Source organism: Streptomyces sp. NPDC051561 (assembly GCF_044454195.1).
Classification (GTDB): domain Bacteria; phylum Actinomycetota; class Actinomycetes; order Streptomycetales; family Streptomycetaceae; genus Streptomyces.
The window spans coordinates 124536-137119 of sequence record NZ_JBITDM010000013.1 but is presented as its reverse complement, the minus strand read 5'-3'; the positions used below and the strand labels follow the sequence as shown (position 1 = coordinate 137119).

Annotated in this window: 9 protein-coding genes and 2 pseudogenes; 5 read left to right on the top strand and 6 right to left on the bottom strand. The window is 71.4% G+C overall.

Features of this window, described 5'->3' with window-relative positions; translation table 11 throughout:
- Positions 1-11 precede the first annotated feature (11 nt).
- The 3 genes from ACIA73_RS26440 (at position 12) to ACIA73_RS26430 (ending at position 4143) form a co-directional block, all read left to right on the top strand.
- The gene (locus tag ACIA73_RS26440) at positions 12-872 is read left to right on the top strand and encodes an ABC transporter ATP-binding protein (protein ID WP_399441206.1); all 861 of its coding nucleotides are present in this window, start codon (positions 12-14) and stop codon (positions 870-872) included.
- A complete protein-coding gene (locus ACIA73_RS26435; RefSeq protein WP_399441205.1) occupies positions 869-1852 on the top strand; it encodes an ABC transporter substrate-binding protein in 984 nt (327 codons plus the stop codon). Before ACIA73_RS26440 ends, ACIA73_RS26435 begins: the two co-directional genes overlap by 4 nt.
- A gap of 203 nt (positions 1853-2055) precedes the next feature.
- Positions 2056-4143: an iron ABC transporter permease gene (locus ACIA73_RS26430; protein ID WP_399441203.1), complete on the top strand. Its 2088-nt coding sequence runs from the start codon at positions 2056-2058 to the stop codon at positions 4141-4143.
- Between the two features lie 81 nt (positions 4144-4224).
- On the opposite strand, the gene ACIA73_RS26425 is transcribed toward ACIA73_RS26430, so the two are convergent.
- From ACIA73_RS26425 to ACIA73_RS26415, 3 genes are all read right to left on the bottom strand, one after another.
- Entirely contained in the window at positions 4225-5901 is a 1677-nt protein-coding gene (locus tag ACIA73_RS26425; RefSeq protein ID WP_399441202.1) for a hypothetical protein, read from the bottom strand.
- Positions 5902-6006: 105 nt separating this feature from the next.
- Positions 6007-7005, bottom strand: coding sequence for a LuxR C-terminal-related transcriptional regulator (locus tag ACIA73_RS26420; RefSeq protein ID WP_399441201.1), 999 nt, complete (start codon positions 7003-7005; stop codon positions 6007-6009).
- A 40-nt stretch (positions 7006-7045) separates the two neighbouring features.
- Entirely contained in the window at positions 7046-7207 is a 162-nt protein-coding gene (locus ACIA73_RS26415; RefSeq protein ID WP_399441298.1) for a hypothetical protein, read from the bottom strand.
- Between ACIA73_RS26415 and ACIA73_RS26410 the strand changes: the two are divergent.
- Positions 7134-7814, top strand: a pseudogene (locus tag ACIA73_RS26410) (transposase); the annotation flags it as partial. The gene ACIA73_RS26415 and the pseudogene ACIA73_RS26410 sit on opposite strands and share 74 nt — an antisense overlap.
- 434 nt (positions 7815-8248) lie before the next feature.
- Here the strand turns inward: ACIA73_RS26410 and ACIA73_RS26405 are convergent.
- A complete protein-coding gene (locus tag ACIA73_RS26405) occupies positions 8249-9115 on the bottom strand; it encodes an NAD(P)H-binding protein (RefSeq protein WP_399441200.1) in 867 nt (288 codons plus the stop codon).
- 43 nt (positions 9116-9158) lie between these two features.
- Positions 9159-10433 carry an MFS transporter gene (locus tag ACIA73_RS26400; protein ID WP_399441199.1) on the bottom strand — a complete coding sequence of 425 codons (1275 nt, stop codon included), beginning with the start codon at positions 10431-10433 and terminating at the stop codon, positions 9159-9161.
- Between the two features lie 187 nt (positions 10434-10620).
- Here ACIA73_RS26400 and ACIA73_RS26395 point away from each other — a divergent pair, with 187 nt between their 5' ends.
- Positions 10621-12321: an AMP-binding protein gene (locus ACIA73_RS26395; RefSeq protein WP_399441198.1), complete on the top strand. Its 1701-nt coding sequence runs from the start codon at positions 10621-10623 to the stop codon at positions 12319-12321.
- On the opposite strand, the pseudogene ACIA73_RS26390 reads toward ACIA73_RS26395, so the two are convergent.
- A pseudogene (locus ACIA73_RS26390) lies at positions 12299-12490 on the bottom strand (CorA family divalent cation transporter); the annotation flags it as partial. The gene ACIA73_RS26395 and the pseudogene ACIA73_RS26390 overlap by 23 nt on opposite strands.
- Positions 12491-12584 lie beyond the last annotated feature (94 nt).

Here is a 12584-nt window from a genome sequence, read left to right as displayed (position 1 = left end):
ACCTTCCCGGCGTGCAAGCAGGTGAAGAGATATCCCCGGCCGGGCGTCCCCGCGGCCATGAGCTGTCGGCCACGGGCGTCACCGTGGCCTACGACGGCGTTGACGTCGTCCACGGTGCCTCCCTGAGGCTCCGGCCCCGCGAGGTGACCGTCCTGGTCGGCCCGAACGGCAGTGGCAAGTCCACGCTGCTGCGGACGATCGCCCGGCTCCAGCGGCCCCGCGAGGCCGGCCTCGTCATCGACGGCGACACCGACGCCCTCGCGCTGAGCGCCCGCGAGTTCTCCCGGAGCGTCGCCCTGCTCACCCAGGGCCGCCCCACCCCCAGTGGTCTGACCGTGCGCGACCTGGTCGAGTTCGGCCGCTACCCCTACCGGGGGCGCTGGGGCAAGGCCGACCCCGAGGGCCCCGCCGCCGTCGACCGCGCGCTGGCCATGACCGGGGTCGCCGACCTCGCCGACCGGGGTGCCGAGCACCTCTCCGGTGGCCAGTTGCAGCGCGTCTGGCTGGCCGGCTGCCTCGCCCAGGAGACCGGCGTACTTCTCCTCGACGAGCCCACCACCTACCTCGACCTCCGCTATCAGGTTGAACTCCTCGACCTGGTAAGGGACTTGGCGGACGACCACGGCATCGCGGTCGGCGCCGTACTGCACGACCTCGACCAGGCGGCAGCCGTCGCGGACCGCGTCGTCCTCCTTCAGGAGGGGCGGGTCATCGCGGACGGGCTCCCCGAGGACGTACTCACCGCCGAGCGGCTCACGGCCACGTACGGCATCCGTATCGAAGTCGACCCCGACCCTCTTACCGGCAGGCTGCGCACCCGCGCGATAGGCCGCCATCACACGCGAAGCGAAAGGCTCAGCGCCACCTCATGAAGCGCACCCTGATCACCGTCGCGGCCGTCGCCGCGGCGGCCCTGTCCCTGTCCGCCTGCGGGACCACCGAGCCAGCCGCCGACAAGGCCGCCGCCAAGAAGCCTGCCGAGAAGATCACCCTCACCGACGCCCACGGCGCCAAGGTCGTCCTGGACGGCCCGGCCAAGAAGGTCGTCGGCACCGAGTGGAACGTCGTCGAGAACCTGGTCGCGCTGGGCGTCCAGCCCGCCGGCGTCGCCGACATCAAGGGCTACACCGCCTGGGACACCGCCGCTCCGCTCAAGGGCGGCGCCAAGGACATCGGTACCCGCGGCGAGCCCAGCATGGACACCATCGCGGCCCTCGCCCCGGACCTGGTCATTGCCACCACCGACCTGCCGCCGGCCGCCCTCAAGCAGCTGCGCAAGGTCGCCCCGGTGCTGGAGCTGAAGGCGGCCGACGCGGCCGACCCGATCGGCCGGATGACCGACGACATCAACACCATCGCCCAGGCCACCGGCACCACCGCGCAGGCCGACAAGCTCCTCAAGGACTTCGACAAGAAGCTCGCCGACGGCAAGAAGGCCATCGCCGACGCCGGTCACGGCGGCGCGCAGTTCGCCTTCGCCGACGGCTACGTGGTCTCCGGCCAGGCCGCCATCCGCCCGTACACCAAGGGCTCGCTGATCGGCGCGGTCAACGAGAAGCTCGGTCTGAAGACCCCGTGGACCGTCCCGGGCGACAAGGACTACGGCCTCGGCAAGACCGACGTCGAGGGCCTCACCAAGCTCGGTGACGTGCAGTTCGCCTACATCGGCAACAAGACCGACAAGGACAGCAACCCCTTCACCGGGATGCTCGCCAAGGACGCCGTCTGGAAGTCGCTGCCGTTCGTGAAGAAGGGCAATGTGCACCAGCTGCCCGACGGCGTCTGGATGTTCGGCGGCCCGCTGTCGATGAACAGCTACGTCGACTCCGTCGTTACGGCGCTGAAGAAGTAACGACCTCGGGGGCGATGGCGCGCGGGCTCCCGACGCCCTGCGACTCCTCCCCAAGCTCTCAGCTGCGTTCGAGCAGGGGGTACCCCCTGCGGCGTTGTCGTCAGTCGCGAGAGCTCCGCCATCGCTCCCTCCGCCGCCCTGGATCCGAAGCCGCATGACGCCGCTCGCTGATCCACGCTCTACTGCCCCGAGGTCGTCACACCATGGCCGTCACCGCAACCTCCCCCGCCACCACTGGCGATCTCCGCCCCACGGCGGCCAGGACCCGGACGGGGGCGGCTGCGGTGACGGCCGTCCTCGTGCTGGTCGTCGCCGCCCTCGCCTTCGTCGACATCACCCAGGGCACCACCTCGGTCGGTGTTCCCGAGGTATGGAAGGCCCTCACCGGCAAAGCCACCGAGACGGACGCCTCCGTGGTGGTGGCCGCCCGGATCCCGCGCATGGTCGCAGGCCTCCTGATCGGCATCGTGCTCGCTGTCGCGGGCACCGCCCTCCAGGCGGTCAGCCGCAACGTCCTCGCCTCGCCCGACACCCTCGCGGTCAACGCGGGCTCCTACCTGGCGCTCGGCATCACCGCCGTCACCGGCCTGTCGCTGCCGCTGTTCGCCTCCACCGGCGTCGCCTTCATCGGCGGTCTCGCGGCCGCGGCCGTGGTCCTCGGACTGTCCGGACTGGGCGCCGGTACGGTACGTCTCGTGCTGGCCGGCAGCGCGATGCTGCTCGGCCTCACCGCCCTCACCGACGGGCTGCTGCTCCTCTTCCCCCTGGAGACCGAGGGGCTGCGGCAGTGGAACCAGGGCGCCATCGCGCAGAGCGGCTACGACGGCATCCTGCAACTGCTGCCGCTCGCCGTGATCGGCGTCGTGGGCCTGCTGCTGCTGGCCCGGCGGATGGACGCCCTCGCGCTCGGCGACGACGCGGCGCGCGGACTCGGGGTGCCGGTACGCAGCACCCGCGTCCTGGCCGTCGTGCTGGCCACCCTGCTCTCGGCGGGGGCGGTCGCCCTCGCGGGACCGATCGGTTTCGTCGGTCTGTGTGCGCCCGCCCTGGTGCGGCCGCTGGCCCGCCGGATGCGGGCCTTCACCAAGACCCGTTCGATCCTGCCGTTCACCGGCCTCGTTGGGGCGGCACTGGTGCTCGGCTCGGACGTCGCCCTGCGCGCCCTGGTGCCCGCGGACACCGCGGTCGCCGTGCCCACCGGCATCGTCACCAGCCTCGTCGGCGCCGTCTTCCTGATCGTCATGGCGACCAGGACCAACGACACCGTCGGCGCCTCCGCCCCCGACCGGCTGCGCATCCGCAGCCGCGGCGCCTTCGTGATCACCACGGTCGTGCTGCTGGTCCTGCTGGTCTGCGTGACCATCGCCGCCGTCCTCATCGGCGACAGCAAACTCCTGATCGGCGACGTCACCAACTGGGCGCAGAACAACGCGGGCCGGGCCGTCACCTTCGTCCTGGACACCCGCGTCCCGCGCGTCACCGCTGCCCTGCTCGCCGGCGCCGCACTCGCCCTGGCCGGCACCCTGATCCAGGCCGTCACCCGCAACCCGCTCGCCGAACCCAGCACCCTCGGCGTCACCGGCGGCGCGGCCCTGGGCGCCGTACTCCTGGTCACCACCCTGCCGCTGGCCGGAAGCTGGGCGGTCGCCGGGGCCGCGTTCGCGGGCGCGGTGCTCGCCGGAGGCCTGGTCTTCGGGCTGGCCGCGCGCGGCGGATTCCAGCAGAACCGGCTGATCCTGGTCGGCTTCGGAGTGGCCACCGGATCGGCCGCGCTGGTCAGCCTGCTGGTGATCCTGACCGACCCGTTCAACGCCATCAAAGCACTGACCTGGCTCTCCGGATCGACCTACGGGCGCACCTTCCCGGACGTCGTGCCGCTGGCCCTGGTGCTGGCCGTCGGGGTCGCCGTCGCCTTCGCCCGGCGCACCGAACTCGACCTGGTCTCGCTGGACGAGGACACCCCGCGCCTGCTCGGGCTCAGCCTGGGCAGGGGCCGCCTCGGCTTCCTCGTGCTGAGCGTCCTGCTCAGCGCCACCGCCGTCGCCGCGGCCGGAACCATCGGCTTCGTCGGACTGGTCGCCCCGCACGCCGCCCGCGCCCTGGTCGGCCGCCGCCACACCAGAGTGGTGCCGGTGGCCGTCCTGCTGGGCGCCCTGCTGGTCGCTGCGGCGGACCTGGTGGGCCGCACCGTGATCGCCCCGGCCCAGCTGGGCGCGGGCCTGATGACGGCGGTGATCGGTACGCCGTACTTCCTCTATCTGCTGGTACGCAGCCGCCGCCAGGGCGCGTAACGACGCCGCCGCAACCGAAGGGCCCCGTGGCAGCAGCCGTGGGGCCCTTCGCGCACTCGCGAGAAATGCGAGGACACCGCGTCAGCCGTCGAGCCAGTCGCCGCCCAGCTCCGCCGGTGCGTGCCCAAGACCGTTCCACAGGAAGTGCGGGTGGGCGGCCCCGAACATGTAGATCAGCAGCACGGTGTTCTCCCGCCAGCCGGGGGCGCCGCCCATGTTCAGCGTGTGATAGAAATCCGCGCCCAGTGGACCCGAGTCGCGCTGTATCCCGTCGACTCCCTCGCCGCCCGCCAACGAGGCGTTGACCGCCGCGACATAGGTCCGGCGGAGGATCTCCCAGGTACTGTCGATGTCGCCACGCCACTCGCCGTGCAGCGCCTCGAACCCGGCGAGTTCGGAGTGGAACAGCTCCCGCGCACCGGGGTACTCGCGCCGGCAGCGCTCCGAGAGCTCCGCGGCACGCCCGCCGAGCTCCCGCACGGCCGGACGCTCCGAGGTGCGCAAGGTGATGCCCGAAGTCAGCAGCCCCGTACAGGGGTTGGGCTGAAGCCGGCACACCGCACAGCCCTCGACCGGGGGCAGCCCCCCGGTGATCCCGTCGAACCACAGGGCGTGCCGGCCGTTCAGCCCCATCCAGACGGCGGTGGCTCCCACCAGACCGACGTTCCACAGCACCCCGCGCGACTCCGGCATGCAGGCGTACTTGATCAGCGCGATGACGCTCGCCGCCAGCATGGTCTTCTCGTGGTCAGGCATGGACGCCAGCCAGAAGTTGTTGATCTCGCCGGTGGCGGCATCGGCGCGCACGTCCACCATGTCGTCCACCATCCGCGACATCACCAGGATCGCGAGGTTCTCCTCCCGCCACAGCTGGTCGTCGGGGGAGACGTGCCACCACAGGCAGTCCATCATCTGGAGCATGGTGTAGGTGACCCGGTCCAGCGGGGTGTGCTGCGGAAGCGAGAGGGCTCCCCGGCGGTGCAGCCCTATCCAGTACTCGTCCACCGAGCGCTTGTAGCTGGTGAAGATCCCGCTGACCAGCGCGCGGGCCCCGTTGATGTCGAAGTTCTCCTCGACACTCCTGCGCACGGTCCTGGTGATGCCTTCGATGTCCAGGGCCATCCCGGTGCGCTTGTACTCGGGGAAGGTCAGGATGTCGTCCTCGTACCGGAACCTGAGCTCACGCCCGGTGTCCGCGTCCTGGAGCGCCCGGTTCCACACCCAGCCACCGGTCAGTACCGAGTCCAGCTCGTGCCGGTACGGCCAGGTCTTCACGGCGAGCGGCCGCCCGTCGCTCCTGCGGAAGGCGTAGTCGGCCATCCGGCGCGGCGGCGGTTTGGGCAGTTGCGAACAGAACAGGCATAAGCAGGGCGGGTGTTCGTCCGGTGCGGCGGCGGGGCGCGGCGGCGACTGGGCCCGCTCGCGCCAGGCGCCCTCCAGCATTCCGGCGACTAGTCTGCACAGCTCGACGTCCGTCCGCAGGGCAGGAAACGCTTCCCGTACGACGGCCAGCTGCTCGTCCAACTCCCGGAGTCTCAGGGCTCCTTGCGCGTCCGGCGCCGGGAACTCCCTGGGCACCGACGCCAGGGCTCCCTCCAGTCGGATCGCCGTATCGCCGGGCCATGGTGCGGACCCGTCGGTGATCGTGCCCAGTCGCGCTGCTCCCGCTGCCTCGCGACGCGCGTACTCCTCGGCACGATGCCGGACGTTCGCTTTGACCGTGTGCGCGAGTTCCTCGCTGATCTTGGCTTGTTCCATCTGTCACGGCTCCCTTTTCATGGAGATGTCCGCAAACATTAAAGAACAAACGTTCAACCTTTGGCGTGTGTGTGCGACCTCCGTCAATGGAGGGGCAGTTGTGGTTCAGGACGCCTCAGGAGAGTCATCGGGCCCGTTCTCCAGGTGTGCCGATCGGGCCAACTGGTAAGCGAGTTGGGCCCGGCTGCGGCTGCCGACGAGATCGGCGGCCTTGCGGATGTGCGTCGACACGGTCCTGGTGCTGATGCCGAGCCGGGAGGCGATGGCCGTGTCCGTGTGCCCCTCCACCATCAGCCTCAGCACGGCGCGGCGGGTCTCGTCGGTCAGCAGGGGAGGGCGGTTGCGGCCCTCCTCGGGAGTCATGGGTGCGGCGCGCTGCCAGGCGTGCTCGAAGACCTTGACGAAGTAGCTGATGATCGCCGGATGCTCGATGGCCAGCGCCGTGAATTCGAGTTCGTGGCGCGGATCGGGGATGAAGGCGAGCGCCCGGTCGTAGATGATCAGCCGGTCGAACAGCTCGTTGAGGGTGCGGATGTGGGCCCCGGCCGCCGAGATCTGCTCGATGTAGCTGACCATCGCGGGCTGGGCGCGCACGGAGTGCTGATAGAGCGTGCGCTGATGGACGCCGCGCCGGTTCAGGGCGAGGGCCCGGGGGAGCGTTTTCGCCAGGATCGCCGGGACCCGGGTGCCGGGCTGGGCGGTGAGCAACTCCTCCTTGCAGCCGTTCGAAGCGCGCTCCAGGGCGGCGAAGATGACCTCGCTGCCGTGCAGCAACCGCACCGGAGCCGCCGCCGCGCGCTGCTCCGCACGGTAGACGTCCTCGGCGCAGGAGAGGGCGGCGTGAATGGCCGACACCGTCTGCTGCTGGGAGAGGATGGCCCGTTCGAGGGGGCGGGTCATCTCGTGGGCCGCGATCTCGGCGGGCACCGGGCCCCACCTGCCGTCACCCCCGGCCTGCGGCCGCAACAGCCCCAACTCCACTACACAGTCGGGAACCTCACCCGCGTACGAACCCTCGGCGAGGGCGCGTCGGTAGCAATCCAGTCCGCGCTCGCACAGCGTCACCACATCGGATTGCGGCTGGATGTCTGAGTCTCGGCACATCTGCACCCCCTTCTGGTTCTCGCATTGCGCGATCGCGATGCTATCGAGCGTCCCGCTCGCGCACCGGGTCGCCGCACGATTCTGGCTCCGGCATCCCGCCGGACCGATCGGCGGCCTTGGAGGGCGCGATGAAACCCCCGATGAGTTCTCCCATGGAGATGAGTTCGCCCATGAGGATCGGCTCACCCATGGAGCTGCTCACCGCCTCGCTGGCTCCCCTTCCCCGCAGCGACCAGCGGCGTTGGGGTGCGAAGTACGTCGAGGCGCTCCTCGCCGTCGAGGGCAGGAAGACCATGCGGGCACTGGCTCGGCACGCGGGCCCGGGGACGGAGCAGAGCCTGCGGCAGTTCATCAGCCGGTCCCCGTGGGACGAGACGGCGGCACGCCGCACACTGGCCAGGCAGTGGCAGGAGCGGACCGCGCCGCGTGCGTGGGTGGTGGAGCCCCTGGTGCTCGCGAAGACCGGCGATCACTCCGTGGGCGTGGCGCGACAGTTCGTGCCCCGGGCCGGCCGCGTCGTCAACTGCCAGCGGTCGAACGGGACATGGCTCGCGTCCGACCGGATGAGCTGCCCGGTCGACTGGCAACTGGCGCTGCCCGCCCGCTGGACCGACGAGCCCGAGTTACGCCGCCGGGCCTCGATCCCCGTACATGTGCGGCCCTGCCCGCCCGAGCGGTGGGCGACCGCCTCGGTGGCCCGGATGGCGGGGGAGTGGCGGCTGCCGGTGCGGCCCGTGGTGATGGATCTGCGCGGGGCCGACCCCGGGCCGGTCTGCCGCGAACTGACCCACCGTCATATCCCTTTCGTGGTACGGGTCGACCCGCTCACCCCGCACACCACGGTCGAACCGGGCGGTCCCGAGGAACTGCTGCGAGCGGTGAGCCGCCGTACCGTGCCCGTGGAATGGTTCGACCACGCGTCCGGTGCGCGGCGCGCCACCCTGGTGGGTCCGGCCCCCGCCCGCCTGCGGTCCCCGCAGGGACGCTCCCAGGAGCTGACGCTGCTTGCCGCCTGGTCCGTCCCCGGGCAGCGCCGGCCCGGCGAGTTCTGGCTCACCAGCATGGGGTCGGCCCACCCCGGCACGGTCTTCCGTACGGCGATGCTCGGCCGCCGGGTGGTGCGGGACCTGGTGGAGGTGGGCCACCGGGTGGGCGTCCGCGACTTCGAGGGGCGCTCCTTCCGGGGCTGGCACCACATGACCATGGTCTCGCTCGCCCAGGCGCTCTCTCTCCTGGCGAGGGATCAGGAGGGCAGGGGAGCCGAGGGGAACCCGGCGGTGTTCCGCCCGGCCCACTCGGCGAAGGATCCCGGCTCGCGCCCCAGCAACTCCGTGACGGTCGTACGCACTTGGGAGTCCTCCGGCAGCCTGCCCGGCGTCACGTCCGCGTAGTACCGGAAGAACGCGTCGACGTACTGTGGAGGCGTCCCCGCCGCCTCCATCTCCTTGCGGGCCTCTGCGTCGCTCAGCCCCTCGCATCGCAGCGCCCGCCCCAGGGCGTCGCCCAGCACGCGCACCCGGTCCGCCGGGCGCAGCGCCTCCGGCCCGCTGAGTGTGTGGATCAGTCCGAAGTGTGCGGGATCCAGCAGGACGTGGGCGGCGACCGCTCCGACGTCGTACGGATCGACCATCGCGATCGGCACCTCGGGGAACGCCGCCCGCACCACGTCCGAGACCCTCAACTGCGGTGCCCACTCGAAGGTGTTGGACATGAAGCCACTCGGCCGGAGGATCGTCCGCTCGACGTCCGACGTACTCACCGCCCGCTCGGACAGGATCATCATCCGGGAGACCGCGTTGTCTAGATCGCCGTCCGCCGCACCGAGGCCGGACAGCAGGACCACATGCCGCACCCCGGCCCGCTCGCACTCGGCGAGCACTCCGGGCATGTCGGCGTACCCGGGCAGCAGGAACACCCCCTGGACCCCTTCGAGGGCGGCCCGCAGCGAGGCGGGCTCATTGAGGTCGCCCACTGCCGTCGGCAGGTCCGCGGGCAGTCCGGTGGAGGTGCGGCCCTCCCTGACCAGCGCCCGCACCGGACGCCCCGCGCCGTGCAGCTGACGGGCGACCTCGCCGCCGATGTGTCCGGTCGCACCGGTTACCAGAATCATGGGCGAACTCCTCTGTTCCGTAAGCGAATTGGGCGGAAGTATGTCACTGCTCGACGGGCGCGGGCGTGCCGGAGTCGACCTGTACGGGCGCCACGCCGGCCCCGCCATCCGGCGCCCCGCCGCCCGGCACCTTGAGGAACCGCGTCGCCCACACCACCGGCAGTGCGACCGCACACCCGACCAGCGCGACCAACGGCACCTCACCCACCCCGTACGCCGCCAGCGCCCAGCCGCCCACCGCCGCGCCGACCGCGATACCGGCGTTGACCGCCGAGGCCCCCAGCGTCGCCGCGAGGTCGCCACCCGCACCGGCCAGCGAGATCACCCGCAGTTGCAGGGCGGGCGTGACACCGAACCCGACCAGCCCCCAGGCCGCGAGCGCCAGGCCGACCAGCACCGGGTTCGAGCCGAACAGATGGAGCGCCCCGATCGCGGCGATCAGTATCACGGCCCCGACGGTCAGCGTGTTCGACGCGTTCCTGTCGGCGAAGCGCCCGCCACCGAACGTACCGACCGCACTGAACACACCGAAGACCAGCAGGAACGCACTGACCGCACCGCCCCCGATCCCGGTCACCTCTTCGAGGAACGGCGCGAGATAGGTGAAGACCGTGAACTGGGAGCCCAGCAGCAGCAGTCCGGCGAGCAGCATCACCAGCACCCGCGGTGCGAACGCGTGCCGCGCCTGTTCCCCGAGGCCGGCCGACCCGGTGCCCCGTACGGGCGGTACGAGGCTCACGGTGGCCAGCAGCGCGATCACGCCGAGCACCACCACCCCGACGAACGTGGCCCGCCACCCCAGCGCCTGCCCGACCAGCGTGCCCAGCGGCACCCCGAACACCGTGGAGACCGCGATCCCGCCGAAGACCAGACCGACGGCCTGTCCGCGACGCTCGGGCGCGACCAGTTGCGTGGCGACCGCGGAGGCGGAGCCGATGAACAGTCCGTGCAGCGCTCCGCAGAGCACCCGCGCGGCGACCACCATCCCGAAGGCGCCGCCGGCCACCGCCACCAGGTTGCCGCCGATGAACACGGCGAGGGCAAGCCACAGCAGCGTACGGCGAGGCACTTTGATGGTGAGGGCGGTCAGCAGCGGACCACCGAGGGCGATTCCGAGGGCGTAGGCGGTGACCAGCAGCCCCGCGGTGCCCACCGACACCCCCAGATCACTGGCGATGAGGCCGAGAACACCGACGACGACCAGCTCGGCGGTCCCGATCACGAAGGCGCCGAGGCCGAGCACGGCCAGCGCGTACTTGTTCCGTGGGGCGGTTGTCATGGTTCCGGATGCAGTCCCGGTCGTGCTGGTGAGAGGCATGGCGAGGAGTCAACCGGCGCCCGCCCGGACCCGGCAAAGAACCGGGACGGACAGCGTGAGGTCGGCGCCGCGCCGGCGGGCAGCGGCCCACCGACCCCGAGGTCCGGGGCATGGTACTCCGTGGGCCGGTGGCCGAAAGCGCCCCCTGCGCGGCCGCGGTTCGCGGGCTTCGTGTTTGCATATGTTCATGATCATTAATGAACCGGAGGTCGCCTCCGAACCCGCGACCGAGCCGACGGCCGGGCCCGCGACCGAGCCGACGGCCGCGCCCGCAACCGAGCCGACGGCGACGTACCTGGACCACATCCTCGACCACTGGCACCGGGACGAAGACGCCGAAGCCCTCGTCCAGGGCGCTCAGCGGCTGACCCGGGGCCAGGCCCGGCGGCGGCTCTTCGCGCTGGGCCACGCCCTGCGCAGCCAGGGGCTCGCGCCCGGCGACGGAGTGGGACTGTTCCTGGCCAACCGGGTGGACTCCGTACTGGTACAGCTCGCCGTCCACCTCATCGGCTGCCGCGTCGTGTTCCTGCCGCCCGAGCCGGGACCCGGCGAACTCGCCGCACTGGTCGAGCAGTCCGGGGCGCGCGCCGTGGTCACCGACCCGCTCTTCGCGGACCGGGCCGCCGACGCGGCCGCCCGCAGCACCCACGCACCCGTACTGCTCAGCCTCGGCCCCTGCGCGCAGCAGTGCACGGACCTGCTCGCCGTGGCGGACGAGTCCCCCGAGGTACGCCCCGGCGGCGTGCCCGCCCCGGCAGCGGACGAGGCCCTCACCGTTCTCTACACCGGTGGCACCCTGGGCCGCCCCAAGCTCGCCGCCCACAGCCACCGGCTCTACGACACCCTGCTGCACGCGGTGCACTCCCGCTCCGGAGCCTTCTCCTCCGCCGCCCCCGGCACCGACCGGGTCCTCGCCGCCACCCTGCTCACCCACGGCAGCGGCCACCTCACGACCCTCCAGGCACTGGTGACCGGCTCGGTCCTGGTCGTACTCCCCGAGTTCGAGGCGGGCGCGGCGCTGGCCGTGCTGCGAGCCGAGCGGATCACCGCCACCATGTTCGTACCGCCCATGCTGTACGCCCTGCTCGACCACCCGGAGTGCGGCCCGGGCGCCCTTCCCGCGCTGCGGCGGATAGCCGTCGGCGGCGCCGCCTCCTCGCCCGCCCGCCTCCAGCAGGCGGTCGAGGTCTTCGGCCCCGTACTCAGCCAGGGCTACGGCCAGTCGGAGGCACTCGGCATCGCCGCGTACGGCGCGGACCTCGCACGGGAGGCGGAGCGCCGGCCCGAACTCTGGCGCAGCTGCGGCCGCGCGATGACCGGCATCGACATCGAGATCCGTGCCGAGGACAGCGAGAGCGCACTGCCCGTCGGGCAGGTCGGCGAGGTCTGCGTGCGGGGCGGCACGGTGATGCTCGGCTACTACGAGGACCCCGAACGCACCGCGCAGGCCCTGCACCGCGGCTGGCTGCGCACCGGTGACCTGGGCTATCTCGACTCCGAGGGCCACCTCTACCTCGTCGACCGGGCCAAGGACATCATCGTCACCGGATCCACCAGCGACAACGTCTACTCCCGCGTCCTGGAGGACTTCCTGGTCACCCTCCCCGGCGTACGCGACGCGGCGGCGCTCGGCGTACCGGACGCGGACCAGGGCGAGACCGTGCAGATCTTCCTGGCCACCGCCGAGGGCGCCGATGTCGATCCGCAAACGGTCGGCGCGGCGGTCACAGCCGAGCTGGGCGAGCTCTACGCGCCCCGCAGAACGGTCCTCCTCGACCGGCTCCCGACCACCAAGGTCGGCAAGGTCGACAAGAAGGCACTGCGCGCCGCGTGGACCAATCCTCAGGTCCCTTCCGGTGCTGCGGCTACAGCCAGTCCCGCTTCTTGAAGACGAAGTACAGGCCCCCGCAGACCATCGCCATCAGCAGCAGCGCGAACGGATAGCCGAGTGTCCAGTGCAGCTCCGGCATGGTGTCGAAGTTCATCCCGTAGATCGTGCCCACCAGTGTGGGTGCGAAGAGGATGGCGGCCCACGCCGAGATCTTCTTGAAGTCGTCTGCCAGGTGGCGTTGACCTGCGTCGATGCGATCATTGACGTCTCTGGTCAGCGCTGATGCTGCTTTCACTGCCTTTCAGGCTGACGTCGCGTTG